We start from the raw sequence: 15,725 nt of genomic DNA, 5'->3' as shown, positions 1-15,725 counted from the left end.
TGGTCCTGTTGTTGGGACAAGTTCTTCCGGTTTACGGCTTCCAGAGCCGTGTCTTCGATCACCATTCCGGTTTCGTCTCCAATTCAGTGACGGATATGGCCTTCAGCGATCGGGGACAACTGTGGGTGACCACCCACGATGGGCTTTACCGCATCGCCAGCCACAAGGTTCGCCGCCTCGATCGTTTCTCCGATACCGTCCTCCTGCCTGATTTCACTCTGACCCGGGTACGAACCCTGCCAGACAATCAGATCCTGATCTCCAGTGAGCATGATCTGTTCCTGCTGGATGAGGCCCACAACCAGGTTTCCATGCTCGGCCGTGACAGCTACACGGATTACCAGGGAGGAGGCTCTACCGCCCTGACCGACGCCGAGGGCCAGCTGTTCTGGGTACTGAACGAGATGGGCCAGCTCTACCGGTTCGATTTGGCCGAGGAGCAGGCCACCCTGTTGTCGGTGATTGGCGCCCAGAAGCACTTCTTTCAAGGTCTGGTGCACCACGGCGATACCCTGGTCACCGGCACCCGCAACCAGTTAATTACCTTCTCCATGGAGGGGGAGGTTCTGGAGTCCGCCCCCTGGCCCAAGGAGCGGGGCAACCTCACCACCCTGTTTTCCGACCGTCAGGGCCGCTTGTGGCTGACCTCCACCCGGGGACTGTATCTGCGTCAGGGGCAGAATTTCATCCGCATCGACCCCGTGGGACGTTCGGTGCGCGACATCCAGCAGGACAGCAAGGGCAATCTGTGGGTGGTGACCACCCTGGGCTTGTTCCGCATTGATGGCAAGGACCTGAAAGTCACCGCCATGGGCCGCAGTGAAGAGCTGTTCGATGTCGCAGCCAGCATGCACAAGCTGGAGCTGGACGACAGCGACAACCTCTGGGTGGCCACCATCAGTGCCGGCATCGCCGCCCTGTCCCAGCCGGAAGACTATGTGCTGGACCGTCTGTCCACCCACACCTCTCCCGCCATCGGCGCCGATCTGGTGTGGGGCTTCAGTGGCACACCTGAGCAGTTGTTTGTCTCCCACGACCAGGGTGTGGATGAGGTGGACCTGGTCGGGCGGACGGTCAAGCCTCTGCTGCTGGAGGGCCTCGATGCCCTGGATGCCGCCTTCAGTGCCCTGCCCATCTCGGACACCGAGCTGCTGGTGGGCACTACCAAGGGGCTGTTTATGGTGGACCGGGCGCAGGGGATGGGCCACAGGATCGCCACCGGTGATGACGGTTTGCCGGATCTCAGCAACCGGGTGATTCTGACCATGGCCGAGGGGCCGGGCCGGATCTGGCTGGCCACCGATATGGGGCTCTATCTGTTCGATACCGAACGTCGCACCCTTGAACTGATCCTGGACGAAGGCCAGCCCCTGATGGAGGTGCGCAACATCCTGGATCTGGGCCATGAGGTGTGGCTGGGGGGCAAGCAGCTGTTTGGCCGCTACCAGTTGATGGACCGGCGTTTCGAATCCACCCTGAACTGGCTGCCCGGCGACCCGGACGATTACCACTTCGGCCCCATGGCTCAGGTGGCGCCGGACAAACTGCTGGTGGGCAGTTTCGGCGAAGGGATCCTGGAGGTGGACACCGGCCTCAAGCTGGCGTTCCGCATGAACGAGCAGTGGCGCTTCAACTGCACCACCCCCTACTTTATCCAGCCGACCCAGGAGGGGGCGGTGATCGGCTGCCCACAGGTGTTGGCACGGTACAACCGCGATACCGGGACCATCTCCAGCGTGGGCAACGACGGCGGACTGTTTAACACCGAGCTCAATGAGGGCGCCGCCTTTCGTCTGGCCGACGACACCCTGGTGGTCGGCACCACCACAGGGCTGCTGCGGGTGGACCCCATGCACATCACCGAGGCCAAGAGCAGCAACAGCGTCCAGCTGGAGTCGGTCAAGGTGCAGTACGAGGGTGGCAACGAACTGTTCCTGATCCCCCAGATGCAGAAGATGGTGATCCGCCCCAGCTTCGAGCTGGTGAACATCAACCTGGGCACCACCAATCTCATCACCGGCCCGGCGGTTCACTTCCGCTATCAGCTGGTGTTCGACGGCAAGCCCAGCAGCATGACCGAGCTGGACGGGGAGTCCAGCATCACCCTGTCCCGTCTGCCACCGGGCAACCACGCCCTGTTGGTGTACGGCGAGTTTGACGGCGTCTGGCAAAGGGAGCCGCTGAGGCTCAACTTCAAGGTGGAGCAGCACTGGTGGGCCAGGCAGGGGATGCAGCTGCTGTTTTTGACGGTCACCATACTGATGCTGTTTGTCACTGCGGTGAACTGGCGCAATCAATTGCGCCGGCAGCGTCGCATCAACCAGGCACTGCGCCAGAGTCAGCACAGACTGCAGCTGGCGTTGCAGGGGGGCGGGTCAGACATCTGGGAGTGGGATGCCAAGAGTGACAGCTTCTACGTGGAAAACCGTCAGACCACCCTGTCTCGCACCAACAGGCCGATGCGCATTCCCCGGGTGGGGATGACCCTGCACCGTCAGGATCTGCAGCCCGTGGCCCAGGCCTGGAAACAGCTTCTGGCCGGCGATCAGGAGCGGATCAACGTGGAATTCCGGGCCATCAGTCCCATCGGCGAATGGCGCTGGCTGTGGGCCACCGGCACGGTGATCGAACGGGATCCCGATACCGGCCAGGCGTTGCTGGTGGCCGGGGTGTACGCCGACCGCACCAAGGTGCGCAAGATGGCTCACCTGCACACCCTCTATGCCCACGCCATGGAGAACACCACCGAGGGGATGATGATTCTGGATGCGGAGTACAATGTGACTGCGCACAACCCGTCGGCCCTGGCGATCCTCGGTTACCCCAAGGGGGCGCTGGAGGGGGTGAGCCTGGCGGACACATTGTTGACCGAATCCGAGATCCTCGCCGAGATGAAGAGCCAGCGTCGCTGGAGCGGCGAAGCCCAGATGCGCCGCCGCGGCCGCGGTCAGGTGCCGGTGTGGCTCAACCTCAGCCATATGGCCCTGGACAGTGGCGGCGACTATCTGGTGGTGCTGTTTTCCGACATCTCCGAGCGGAAGAAGCAGGAGGTGGCGCTGCAGAAGCTGGCCAATTACGACTTGGTGACCGGCCTGCCCAACCGTTCCCAGTTCGACCAGCAGATCCGTGCCCTGATGCAGGCTTCGCCGGATGATCCCCTGGCCCTGCTGTTCCTGGACCTGGACAGGTTCAAGCACATCAACGATACCTTCGGTCATGGTACCGGCGACGCCCTGCTGGTGGAGGTGAGCCGCCTGCTCTCCTCTGTGGTGGGGGGCAGCGGCACCGTCTGCCGTTTTGGCGGCGATGAGTTCGTCATCATAGTGCGCGACTTCAATCACAGGCTGCAGGTGGAGGCCCTGGCGGAGCGGATCCTCAGCCTGCTGTCTGAGCCCATTCAGGTGCAGCAGCAGGTGCTCTACCTGTCGGTGAGCATCGGCATCGCCCTCTACCCAGAGGATGGCAGCCAGGCCGAAGAGCTGCTGAAGAACGCCGACCTGGCCATGTACCACGCCAAGGAGGAGGGGCGGGGACGCGCCTGCTTCTATACCCGAGAGCGGGATGCCCAGGCCACCTACCAGCTGGAGATGGAGAACGAGCTGCGTCAGGCCCTGGAGCAGGACAAGCTGGCGATCCATTACCAGCCACAGCTTGACGTTTCCGACAACTCGGTGTGTGGTGTCGAGGCGCTGATGCGCTGGAACCGGGAGGACGGCAGTCCGGTGGCGCCGGATCTCTTTATCGAATTGGCGGAGTCCAGTGGCCTGATCATCCGCCTGGATCGCTGGATGCTGGAGAATGCCTGCCGGGAGTTCATGTCCTGGCCGGAGAACGGGGATCTCAAACTCTCCATCAACGTCTCCGCCAGCCACTTCCGCCAGTACGATTACGTGGAGTTTATCCAGTCGGTGCTGCAGAGCACCGGCATTCCACCGGAACAGCTGTGTCTGGAGATCACCGAAGGGGTGCTGATGAGGCAGGTCAACCTGGCCCAGGCCCACCTGCTGGCCCTGAGGGAGCTGGGGATCTCGGTGGCGGTGGATGACTTTGGCACCGGCTACTCGTCGCTCTCCTACCTGAGCCAGTTTGCGGTGAACAGCCTGAAGATCGACCGCTCCTTCATCCAGTCCATGCTGGAGAACAAGGCCAACCGGGCGATCACCTGCAGTATTCTCGATCTGGGCCGTAACCTGGAGTTGGACGTGGTGGCGGAAGGGGTGGAGACGCCGGATCAACTGGCGTTCCTGCGCAGCCAGGGCTGTCACCTGGTTCAGGGGTATCACTTCGCCAGGCCGATGCCGTCTTCACAGTGTCGTCAGTGGCTGGCAAACTGGACCCCGAGTGAACACGAACTGCTGATGGCTTCATCCTGAGTTGGTTGAACCCCGGGGCTGTTGAGTGCGTTGAAGACGCAAACCACAGCCCGGGGTCTATTACCGTTTTTTATGCAAAGTCACTGTACCTCCAGCCAAACTCCCTGATAGCCTTCCGTTATTCTTTTACTGAATGTCATCGCCCAAGATCAACGCGCCCTAGAGGGATCTATGTTACGCACTACGCTGGCTTTACTGCTGCTCCTGCCACTTTGGCTGCAGGCTACCGAACGTCCCACTGTGGGTGTGGTTCTCTCCGGGGGGGGCGCCAAGGGTGCGGCCCACATCGGTGTGCTCAGGGTGCTGGAGCAGAACCGGATTCCGGTGGACTACATCGCCGGCACCTCCATGGGCTCCTATGTCGCCGGCCTCTATGCCCTGGGGTACAGCGCCGACGAGATAGAAGCCATTCTTCTCTCCATGGACTTCAATACCGGCTTCGATGATGACATCCCCAGGGAAGATCTCGCCTATCGCGACAAGCAGCAGCGGGATGACTTCCCCCTGGGGATCCAGATGGGGTACCGGGAGGGGGAGTTGCGCTTTCCCAAGGGGGCCCTGCAGGGCCAGACCATGCGCTCTCTGATTCGCCGCTCCGTGGGTAACATTCCGGAGGTGGGTCACTTCGATGATCTGCCCATCCCCCTGCGTACCGTGGCCACGGATCTCACCGATCGCAGTGAGGTGGTGCTGGAGAGCGGCAACCTGGTGCTGGCGATGCAGGCCAGCATGACGGTGCCCGGCGCCCTGGCACCCATAGAGATCGACGGCCATATGCTGGTGGATGGCGGCATGGCCAACAACCTGCCGGTCTCCGTGGTCAAGGCGATGGGGGCGGACATTGTCATCGCCGTGGACATCGGCACCCCACTCAAGGGGAAGGACGATCTCAAGTCGGTGTTCGACATCGTCGATCAGCTGACCGGCTACCTGACCAACCTGACCCGGGATCAGCAGGTGGCGCTGATGAGTGAGCAGGATATCCTGCTGGTGCCGGAGATCGACGGGGTGGGAACCTCGGACTTCGACCTGATGCCAGACATGATTCCCCGAGGTGAAGCGGCGGCCCGGGCCAAGCTGGAGCAGCTCAGGGCACTGTCCCTGCCCGAGGCCCGCTACGCCGGCTACCGGGCCCAGAAGCAGGCTCTGCGCAGCTTCTGGGAAGATAAGGGCGCCGGAGAGCTGGTGGCCATTGAACTGGATAACGACTCCTGGGTTGGGGAGAGCCGCATTCTTACCGCCCTGGGGGTCAAGCCCGGGCAACCCCTGGCCCAGGATGAGATCGAGGAGGCCATCGCCCGTGTCTATGCCCTCAACGAGTTTGAGCGGGTGGACGCCTACATTCAGGAGCGGGCCGAGGGGCGGGTGCTGGTGGTGGACACCGACGGCAAGAGCTGGGGCCCCCACCTGTTTGAACTGGGGCTGAGGTTTGAGGATGACTTTGATAATCCCACCACCTCCAACCTGGACATCGCCTTCACCATGAACAACATCACCAGCCTCCATGGCCAGTGGCGAAATGAGTTGTCTTTGGGGACCAATCGCCGCCTCAGCAGTGAATTTTACCTGCCCCTGGACGCCAACGGCCGCTGGTACAGCCGCGCCCAGTTCGAGGCGCAACAGGAGCGCTGGGAACGGATCTCGCCCTCGGCAGATTTCCCTTTCCGCAGCATCGAGCGGAAACGGGACAACTGGATGGCGGGCCTGGGGATCAACCTGGGGCTGGCGGCTCAGTTGGAGCTGGGGTATCAGTATGAGTCCGGGGACGTCAGCGATGAGCACGCCCTGGTGTTGACTAAACTGGGGGACTACGAGTTCCACGGTGCCATGTTCAGTTTTGGCTACGATACCCTGGATGGCGCCATGTTCCCCACCCAGGGCAACAGGCTGCTGGTGAGCGTGTCTCATATCGACGAACGCTCGAATCTGACCTTCGATGGCCTGCCCACCAACAAGCAGGAGTCTCTGGTCTACCACCTGGAGTGGACCGGCGCCACCAACTGGGATCAGCACAGCTTCTTTATCAAGAGTGAACTTGAGACCATCGACAGCGACGGCATCAGCTTCGTCCACTTCACCTCCCTGGGTGGCTTCCTCAACCTGTCCGGCTTCTACCGGGACTCTCTGCTGGGCAGTCACAAGGGGCTGGTGGCCGGGGTGTACACCTATGATCTGAGTAAGGGAGTGCTGGGGATCACCTGGCCCCTGTACCTGGGCTTCTCCGCCGAGGCCGGCAACGTATGGCTGACCCGGGATGACGCAGACTGGGACGACCTCATCTATGCCGGCAGTCTGTTTATCGGTGCCGAGACCAAGCTGGGGCCGGCGGCCATCGCCTGGGGTATGGCGGACAGCGGCGACTCCAGCCTCTACCTGTTCCTGGGCAAGCGGTTCTAACGGGACGAATCCAAAAAAGAAGGGCACCTGCGGGTGCCCTTCGTCGTTTCGGCCTAACGCCAGTGATCCAGGGAGAACTCCTCCAGGCTGAGATACTGCCTGTCGGCGATCACATACCTGGGATCGCCCCTGTGGTCGGCATCGGGCACCGCCAGGGTGTGCATCCTGGCGGCCTTGGCGGCCAGCAGGCCGTTGAAGGAGTCCTCGATGGCGAGACACTGGGTAGCCTCGAGATTCAGGGCATCCACCGCATTGAGGTAGACCTGGGGATGGGGCTTGCCCAGGGGCAGGTGCTCGGCGGAGCAGGTGGCCTGGAAGTAGTGGCCGATGGCCAGTTTCTCCAGGGTGGTCTCCATCAGGATATGGGGGGACGAGGTGGCCACCGCCATGGGGATCCCCGCCTGGTGCAGGATGTCCAGAGTCGAACGTACCCCGGCCATGGGCTGGCCTTTCTCCTGAATCACCTTGACCATGGCATCGAGGATCTGTTGCTCCACCTGCTTGGGGGTGGCGCCTTGCCAGGGGTGGCGGCTGAACCAGAACTGAACCACATGATCAATTCTCAATCCTTGGGTTTTCAAGGTGTCTTCCAGGGTGATGGGTACCCCCAGTTGAGGAAATACCTCCATTTCAGCAAGTTGCCAGAACGGTTCGGAATCCACCAACACGCCGTCCATATCGAAAACGACCCCTTTGACCATTTTGACTCCTCTCACTCGCGAATGTGTGCCTTGCAAGGCCTTCAGCTTTGACTAAGGTTAAGGCATTCAACCCAATATCAACACCATTGCCGCCCTTGCCGGGCCGGCAGTGTAGCCTATTTTTCTAAGGTGACCCTATGATCAAACCCCTTTCCATCATCAGTTTGGCACTGCTTGTGGCCGGTTGCGGCGGCAGCAGCGGCTCCTCCTCTCCACAGACAGGACAGTTCTCCCTGGCGGTGTCCGATGCGCCGGTGGAGCAGGCGGACGAAGTGGTGCTGTTCTTCAACGAAGTGGTGCTTGTGCCCGAGGACGGCGGCGATCCCATACTGATCGACTTGAGTGAAGGGGGCCCGGACAGTGTCGACCTGCTGGATTACACCGGCAGCAACAGCGCCACCCTGGTGAACAGCCAGACCCTGGCCGTGGGCGAGTACACCATGTGCCTCTATGCCCTGGACGGGGACGGTACCCAGCAACTGTCTTACGTGAATACCCAGGATCAGGGGGTGGTGCCGCTTCGAGTGAACAGCAAAGGCAGCTGTCAGGGTGTCAGAGGCAACACCGACGAGGCGGGGCGCATCTTCTTCAATCAGCCTTTTACCATCAATACCGGCATCAACAACTACGTGGCGGAGTTTAATCTGCGTCAGGGGCTGGTGGACCCACAAGGCCAGGAGGGGATGTTCATCAAGCCCACCGCAGTACAACTGGTGAATGAGGCCGGTGCCGGCAACATCGCCGGTGTTCTGGCTGTGGAGCAGAGAGAGGCGTGTGAGGCGGACATGACCTCTCTGCTGGAGGTGTCCGAGTTCAGTCACGTGGCTTACCTGTTTGCCGGGGAACGTGACCGCACCACCATGGGTGATCTGGTGGGGGACGCCGGGTATCCGGATGGGTCACCTCTGGTGGCGCCGGTGGCCACCGCCGACATCAGCCTGGATGAGGCCAGCGGCGAGTATCGCTATGAGTTTGGCTTTATCGGAGAGGGGACCTACAGCATCGGCTATACCTGTGTGGCCAACTTCGATCTGCCCGAGAGTCACGAGACCGAAGAGCAGGACTTCACCTTCTACCAGCACTACACTCCGGTACAGGTCCAGCCTGGACTGACCACTGTTCAAGACCTGGATCCCATTTTGTGATCCAACGCGGCGGCACCTGTCCTGGGTGCCGCCCAGCTTCACTTTCTTCAACTTTAGTCCAAAAAACCGGCTCATCGGAGCGGTTGCAATTTAAACTTCCGTTTTAATTCAGATATACTGCCCACAGCCAGAAACATGTGGCATTCATCACAAAATGGAACCAAAACGCCACGCAAAACCGGAACGCGCTGTGATCTGACGCAGTGCCCAAGAATCCGGAATCAACAACAGGACGAGCAGCTTCGTTGTAAGCCTGCCAGTAAAAGAGGAATTTTGCCGTGCTAGAAGCCTACCGTGAACACGTTGCCGAACGCGCAAACCAAGGTATCGCTCCCAAGCCCCTGGACGCGGAGCAGACCGCTGCCCTGGTGGAGCTGCTGAAGAATCCCCCCGCCGGTGAAGAGGAGACCCTGGTCGACCTGCTGGAAAACCGCATCCCCCCCGGCGTAGACGAAGCCGCCTATGTGAAGGCCAGCTTCCTGACCGCCGTCGCCCGCGGAGAAAGCGCCAGCCCATTGCTGAGCAAGGCACGTGCCACTGAACTGCTGGGCACCATGCAGGGCGGTTACAACATCGAACCGCTGATTGCCCTGCTGGATGACGCCGAGCTGGCGTCTCTGGCCGCCAAGGCTCTGTCCCATACCCTGCTGATGTTTGATGCCTTCCACGATGTGGTGGACAAGATGAACGCCGGCAACGATTTTGCCAAGCAGGTGGTGCACTCCTGGGCTGAAGCGGAGTGGTTCCTGTCCAAGCCTGCACTGGCTGAGAAGATCACCCTGACCGTATTCAAGGTCAGCGGTGAAACCAACACCGATGATCTGTCTCCCGCCCCCGATGCCTGGTCCCGCCCGGACATCCCGCTGCACGCCCTGGCGATGCTGAAGACTGCCCGTGACGGCATTACCCCGGACAAGGACGGTGAGATTGGCCCCATCAGCACCATCGAGGCGCTGAAGGAGAAGGGTCACCCCGTTGCCTATGTGGGCGACGTCGTGGGTACCGGCTCCTCCCGTAAATCCGCCACCAACTCGGTGCTGTGGTTTATGGGCGACGACATCCCCAATGTGCCCAACAAGCGCGGCGGTGGCTACTGCCTGGGTGGCAAGATTGCGCCCATCTTCTTCAACACCATGGAAGACGCCGGCGCCCTGCCCATCGAGCTGGATGTCAGCAAGATGAACATGGGCGACGTCATCGAGATCTACCCCTATGAGGGCGTGGCCAAGAACGCCGACAGTGGCGAAGAGCTGTGTCGTTTCGAGCTGAAGACCGACGTACTGCTGGATGAAGTGCGTGCCGGTGGCCGTATTCCGCTGATCATTGGCCGCGGCCTGACCGACCGCGCCCGCGAAGCCTTGGAGCTGGGCACCAGCGAGGTGTTCCGTCGTCCCGCCGATGTGGCCGACAGTGGCAAGGGCTACACTCTGGCCCAGAAGATGGTGGGCAAGGCCTGTGGCGTCGCCGGTGTTCGTCCCGGCCAGTACTGTGAGCCCAAGATGACCACAGTGGGTTCCCAGGACACCACCGGCCCCATGACCCGTGATGAGCTGAAGGACCTGGCCTGTCTGGGCTTCTCCGCCGACCTGACCATGCAGTCCTTCTGCCACACCTCCGCCTATCCCAAGCCGGTGGACGTGACCACTCACGCCACCCTGCCTGACTTCATCATGAACCGTGGCGGCATCTCCCTGCGCCCCGGTGACGGCGTGATTCACTCCTGGCTGAACCGCATGCTGCTGCCCGATACCGTGGGCACCGGCGGCGACTCCCACACCCGCTTCCCTCTGGGAATCTCCTTCCCGGCCGGTTCCGGTCTGGTGGCTTTCGCCGCTGCCACCGGTGTGATGCCACTGGATATGCCTGAGTCTGTACTGGTGCGCTTCAAGGGCGAGATGCAGCCTGGCATCACCCTGCGCGACCTGGTGCACGCCATCCCCTACTACGCCATTCAGCAGGGCCTGCTGACCGTGGAGAAGCAGGGTAAGAAGAACATCTTCTCCGGCCGCGTGCTGGAGATCGAGGGGCTGGACCACCTCACCGTGGAACAGGCGTTCGAACTGTCTGACGCGTCCGCCGAGCGCTCCGCCGCCGGGTGCACCATCAAGCTGTCCGAGGAGTCTGTGGCCGAGTACCTGAACTCCAATATCGTGATGCTGAAGTGGATGATTGCCGAGGGCTATGGCGACCGCCGTACCATCGAGCGCCGCATCCAGGCGATGGAGAAGTGGCTGGCCAACCCTGAGTTGATGCAAGCCGATGCCGATGCCGAGTACTGCGAGGTGATCGAGATCGACCTGGCCGAGATCAAGGAGCCTATCCTGTGTGCCCCGAACGATCCGGACGATGCCCGCCTGTTGTCTGAGGTTCAGGGCGAAAGCATCGATGAGGTGTTCATCGGCTCCTGCATGACCAACATCGGTCACTTCCGCGCCGCCGGCAAGCTGCTGGACAAGCACAAGGGTGCATTGCCGACCCGTCTGTGGGTGGCGCCGCCCACCAAGATGGATCAGCAGCAGCTGATCGATGAGGGTTACTACGGCATCTATGGCCGTGTGGGTGCCCGCACCGAGCAGCCCGGTTGCTCCCTGTGCATGGGTAACCAGGCCCGGGTGGCCGACGGGGCGTCCGTGGTCTCCACCTCCACCCGTAACTTCCCCAACCGTCTGGGTACCGGAGCCAATGTGTTCCTGGCCTCTGCGGAGCTGGCGGCGGTGGCCTCCATCATGGGCAAACTGCCCAGTGTCGAGGAGTATCAGGAGTACGCCAAGGCGATCGACGCCCAGGCGGCGGACACCTACCGTTACCTGAACTTCCACAAGATGGAGCACTACACCAAGCCGGCCGGTGAGGTGATCATCCAGACCGCGGTGTAACCCCGACACTCTGGACGACAAAAAGCCCCGTGAGATGCGGGGCTTTTTTTATTTGGGTCGACAGGCTAAGACCCAACTCAATCAGCTGGTGATTCCCCTGCGTCAGGGCTGGGGCTGCAGCTCTTCGCTGTAGTGGCGATGCAGGGTGTCCAGCAACTTGTCTTCGAAGGCGAAGCGCTCCTCCATCGCCTGGCCCAGGCGAGAGAGGGACTCATCCAGCTCCATCATCCGTTCATCGTCTTCGTCGAAGGGCACGCCGAACTTGTCATTGAAGTCCAGGGCGACGTCGGTGCTCTTGGCAATTTGGGGAACGATGCGGCTGGCCAGCTGACGGCACTCCTCGCCGTGTTTCTCGCACTCGGAGACCACCTGATCGTAGACCTCGAAGTGGCCTTCGGAGACGTAGTCGACCAGCAGGTTGCAGAAGTGATGGACCCCATCCGGGTCGGGCAGGTGAGGGGCGCTGTCGTAGGGGGGCAGGTTAGCCAGCTGGCAGTAGTGAATCAGCAACTGACGCCGATTGTTCAGCCACTGGTCAATGAGTGTGTTCTTTCCCCCCCACTGTTCTACCGCATTCTGGAGTCTGGTTAACATAGCCTGTCCCTCTTGTTCTGCGATCCTATTGATTCAAATTTAAGTAATGGAAGGGCAGTTGATCAATGTTTTTTTTGACCTAGTCCGGCAGAGCCCGGGGCGGCGGGGGCAGATTGTGGTGTATTGGGGGGACAGTACAATAAAAAACCCCACAGCAATGCTGTGGGGCCGAAGATATGGTCTTTCAGGGCTCGCTTGCCGCGAGCTTCTGCGTTATTTGCTAGCGCGCTATTTTTATACCAAAGGCGAGGGTGAGGTGCAATACCTTGTTACGAATAAGTTCCCACTGAATTTGAGTCACAGTTCAAACTTTTGACCACTAATTTTGCGAATCTCCTCACGTCTCCGTGGTCATAAAGCTGTGTCCAGGTGCTACAATAGCGCCACTTTTTGAACCGCTTGCGTGTTAGGGATGAGCGAAATGTCCGAGTTGAAAAACGATCGTTACTTGCGTGCGCTGCTGCGCCAGCCCGTAGATAAAACCCCGGTATGGATGATGCGTCAGGCTGGACGCTACCTGCCTGAGTACCGCGCCACTCGCGCCGAGGCCGGCGATTTCATGTCCCTGTGCCGCAACGCCGAGCTGGCTTGCGAAGTGACCCTGCAGCCTCTGCGTCGCTACCCTCTGGATGCCGCCATCCTGTTCTCCGACATCCTGACCGTGCCAGATGCCATGGGTCTGGGTCTCTACTTCGAGCAGGGCGAAGGCCCACGCTTCGAAACCTTGTGTGACAGCAAGGCGGTGATTGAGAAGCTGCCTGTGCCTGATCCAGAAGGTGAGCTGAAGTACGTGATGGATGCGGTCCGCACCATCCGCCGCGAGCTGAAGGGCGAAGTGCCTCTGATCGGCTTCTCCGGCAGCCCCTGGACCCTGGCCACCTACATGGTTGAGGGCGGCAGCTCCAAAGATTTCGCCAAGATCAAGAAGATGGCCTTCGCTGAGCCCGCCACCCTGCACATGCTGCTGGACAAGCTGGCCGACTCCGTCATCCTCTACCTGAACGCCCAGATCAAGGCCGGCGCTCAGGCGGTACAGATCTTCGATACCTGGGGCGGCGCCCTGTCCGGCCCGGCTTACCGCGAATTCTCCCTGCAGTACATGCAGAAGATCGTTGATGGCCTGATCCGTGAAAACGACGGCCGCAAGGTGCCTGTCGTGCTGTTCACCAAGGGCGGTGGCCAGTGGCTGGAAGACATCGCCGCCACCGGCTGTGACGCCGTCGGCTGTGACTGGACCGTGGATATGAAGGCGGCCCGTCAGCGTGTGGGTGACAAGGTGGCCCTGCAGGGCAACATGGACCCCTCCTGGCTGTACGCGCCAGCGGACAAGATCCGTGGCGAAGTGTCCCGCATCCTGGAAGAGTTCGGTCCTGGCAACGGCCACGTGTTCAACCTGGGCCACGGCATTCACCAGCACGTGGATCCAGAGAACGCCGGCGCCTTTATCCGTGCCGTACACGAGCTGTCCGAGCCCTACCACAAGTAAGGTTCTGCTCGACTTAAAAAAACCCGGCCAAGTGCCGGGTTTTTTATCGCCGTTTTTTTAGAGGGGATCGCAAAATTTCCCCTTCCCTTTTTCCCGCCGATGATCCATTATCTCAAACATAAGTTTGTTAACCGGACAAATGTTTATGACCGAGCGGGAATTACAGATTCTGACCATACTGCGTCAGGACCCCCTGATCCCTCAGCAGGAGCTGGCGGACCGTCTTGGCATCAGTCGCAGCGCCGTGGCTGGTCACATCATGAATCTCACCCGCAAGGGGGCGATTCAGGGCAAGGGCTACATTCTGGCACCGGAGCAGTACGCCGTGGTGATCGGTGGCGCCAACATGGACCTCTGTGGCCGTTCCGATGCGCCCCTGGTCAGCGGGGATTCCAATCCCGGCCACCTCACCTGCAGTGCCGGCGGCGTGGGTCGCAACATCGCCGACAATCTGGGCCGCCTGGGCAGCCGGGTTCAGTTTGTGGGGGCCCTGGGGGACGACAACTGGGGCGAACAGCTGAAGCAGGCCTGCCGAGAGGCTGGCGTTGGGGTGGATCACTGTCTGACCGTCGCTGGTGCCACCACCAGCAGTTACCTGTCCATCCACGGTCCAGACGGTGAGATGCAGGTGGCGCTGAACGACATGTCGCTGATCGGACGTCTGGGCGCCGAGCAACTGGCCAAGCGCGACGGCATCTTCAAGCGCGCCAGTGCCCTGGTGCTGGATGCCAACCTGAGCCAGGACGCTCTGGAGTATCTGTTTGACCGCCATGGGGACACGCCAATCCTGGTGGACCCGGTCTCTACGGTGAAGGCGGGCAAACTGGCACCCTTCCTGGAGAAGATCCACACCCTGAAGCCAAACCGTATGGAAGCCGCCCTGCTGGCCGACCGGCAGCTGAACCGCCTGGAAGATCTGCCTGATGTAGCGGCGGCCCTGCACGATAGAGGGGTCCAGCGCCTGCTGATCAGCCTGGGGGCCGAGGGGGCCTTTGCCAGTGACGGGCAGCAGCATCGCTTCATTCCGGCGTCCGCCACTCAGGTCAACAATGTCACCGGGGCCGGTGACGCCCTGATGGCCGGCCTGACCCACGGCTTTATGAATCAATGGCAATGGGACCGCAGTGTCGACTTTGCCCTGGGCGCGGCGCGTTTGGCGCTGATTGCCGACAACACCATCAATTCAACCATGTCAGAGCAGGCGGTCGAGCGTCTGCTGGAGGAGACCCCATCATGTTAGAGCAGTATCTGGATATCCAGCCTGAAGTGGCCCAAGCCCTGGCCAACAACCAGCCCGTTGTTGCCCTGGAGTCCACCATCATCTCCCACGGTATGCCCTATCCACGCAACGTGGAAACTGCGCTGATGGTTGAGCAGGCGATTCGTGAGCAGGGGGCCATCCCCGCCACCATCGCCATCATCGAGGGTCGTCTGAAGGTGGGCCTGGATGAGGAGCAGATTCGCCATCTGGGTCAGGCCGGTCAAGCGGTCACCAAGGTGAGCCGTCGCGACATCCCCTTCATCGTGGCCGCCAAGAAAGATGGCGCCACCACCGTCGCTGCCACCATGATTCTGGCCGCCATGGCCGGCATCAAGGTGTTTGCCACCGGCGGCATTGGTGGTGTACACCGCGGCGCCCAGGAGACCTTCGACATCTCTGCGGACCTGCAGGAGCTGGCCAACACCGACGTGGCGGTGATCTGCGCCGGCGCCAAGTCCATCCTGGACCTGGGCCTGACCCGCGAGTATCTGGAGACTCAAGGGGTGCCTGTTGTGGGCTACCAGACCGACAGCCTGCCTGCGTTCTACACCCGTGAAAGTGAGCACAGCATCGATTACCGCCTGGATACCCCGGAAGCGATCGCCGAGGCGCTGAAGGCCAAGTGGGCCATGGATCTGAAAGGTGGCGTGGTGGTGGCCAACCCCATTCCAGAAGAGTTCGCCATGGCGCCCCAGGTGATCACCGACGCCATCGAAACCGCCCTGAAGGAAGCGGAAGAGCAGGGCATCGGCGGCAAGGCCTCCACCCCCTTCCTGCTGGCCCGTGTGTGCGAGCTGACCGGTGGTAACAGCCTGGACTCCAACATCCAGCTGGTGCTGAACAATGCCCGTCTGGGTGCCAGGATTGCTGCCGCCTACTGCAGCTAATCCTG

9 protein-coding genes are annotated in these 15,725 nt (G+C 61.2%); 7 read left to right on the top strand and 2 right to left on the bottom strand.

The window, feature by feature from the left end; all coding sequences use genetic code 11:
• Window positions 1-11 precede the first annotated feature (11 nt).
• Both QUE41_RS19140 and QUE41_RS19135 read left to right on the top strand, forming a co-directional pair.
• Window positions 12-4,373 (top strand): EAL domain-containing protein, encoded by a 4,362-nt coding sequence (locus tag QUE41_RS19140; RefSeq protein ID WP_286340555.1) that lies wholly within the window; start codon window positions 12-14, stop codon window positions 4,371-4,373.
• A gap of 171 nt (window positions 4,374-4,544) precedes the next feature.
• Complete coding sequence (locus QUE41_RS19135) at window positions 4,545-6,770, top strand: patatin-like phospholipase family protein (protein WP_286340554.1); 2,226 nt, start codon at window positions 4,545-4,547, stop codon at window positions 6,768-6,770.
• Between the two features lie 53 nt (window positions 6,771-6,823).
• Here the strand turns inward: QUE41_RS19135 and hxpB are convergent, their stop codons facing one another.
• The gene (gene hxpB, locus QUE41_RS19130) at window positions 6,824-7,471 is read right to left on the bottom strand and encodes a hexitol phosphatase HxpB (protein WP_286340553.1); all 648 of its coding nucleotides are present in this window, start codon (window positions 7,469-7,471) and stop codon (window positions 6,824-6,826) included.
• Between the two features lie 137 nt (window positions 7,472-7,608).
• Between hxpB and QUE41_RS19125 the strand changes: the two genes are divergently transcribed.
• Window positions 7,609-8,616, top strand: a complete 1,008-nt coding sequence (locus QUE41_RS19125; protein WP_286340552.1) for a DUF4382 domain-containing protein — start codon at window positions 7,609-7,611, stop codon at window positions 8,614-8,616.
• Window positions 8,617-8,894: 278 nt separating this feature from the next.
• Window positions 8,895-11,492 carry a bifunctional aconitate hydratase 2/2-methylisocitrate dehydratase gene (acnB, locus tag QUE41_RS19120; RefSeq protein ID WP_286340551.1) on the top strand — a complete coding sequence of 866 codons (2,598 nt, stop codon included), beginning with the start codon at window positions 8,895-8,897 and terminating at the stop codon, window positions 11,490-11,492.
• Between the two features lie 102 nt (window positions 11,493-11,594).
• Here the strand turns inward: acnB and rsd are convergent, their stop codons facing one another.
• On the bottom strand, window positions 11,595-12,086 hold the full coding sequence (gene rsd, locus QUE41_RS19115) for a sigma D regulator (RefSeq protein WP_286340550.1): 492 nt from the start codon (window positions 12,084-12,086) through the stop codon (window positions 11,595-11,597).
• A 421-nt stretch (window positions 12,087-12,507) separates the two neighbouring features.
• Between rsd and hemE the strand changes: the two genes are divergently transcribed.
• From hemE to QUE41_RS19100, 3 genes are all read left to right on the top strand, one after another.
• Window positions 12,508-13,572 carry a uroporphyrinogen decarboxylase gene (gene hemE / locus QUE41_RS19110; RefSeq protein WP_286340549.1) on the top strand — a complete coding sequence of 355 codons (1,065 nt, stop codon included), beginning with the start codon at window positions 12,508-12,510 and terminating at the stop codon, window positions 13,570-13,572.
• A 145-nt stretch (window positions 13,573-13,717) separates the two neighbouring features.
• Entirely contained in the window at window positions 13,718-14,812 is a 1,095-nt protein-coding gene (locus tag QUE41_RS19105) for a PfkB family carbohydrate kinase (protein ID WP_286340548.1), read from the top strand.
• On the top strand, window positions 14,806-15,720 hold the full coding sequence (locus QUE41_RS19100; RefSeq protein WP_286340547.1) for a pseudouridine-5'-phosphate glycosidase: 915 nt from the start codon (window positions 14,806-14,808) through the stop codon (window positions 15,718-15,720). The genes QUE41_RS19105 and QUE41_RS19100 overlap by 7 nt, the downstream gene beginning before the upstream one ends.
• Window positions 15,721-15,725: the final 5 nt, after the last annotated feature.

This window comes from Ferrimonas sp. YFM (genome assembly GCF_030296015.1).
Taxonomy (GTDB): Bacteria; Pseudomonadota; Gammaproteobacteria; order Enterobacterales; family Shewanellaceae; genus Ferrimonas.
Note: the sequence above shows the minus strand (reverse complement) of the source record. Positions and strands in the feature narration are given on the sequence as shown.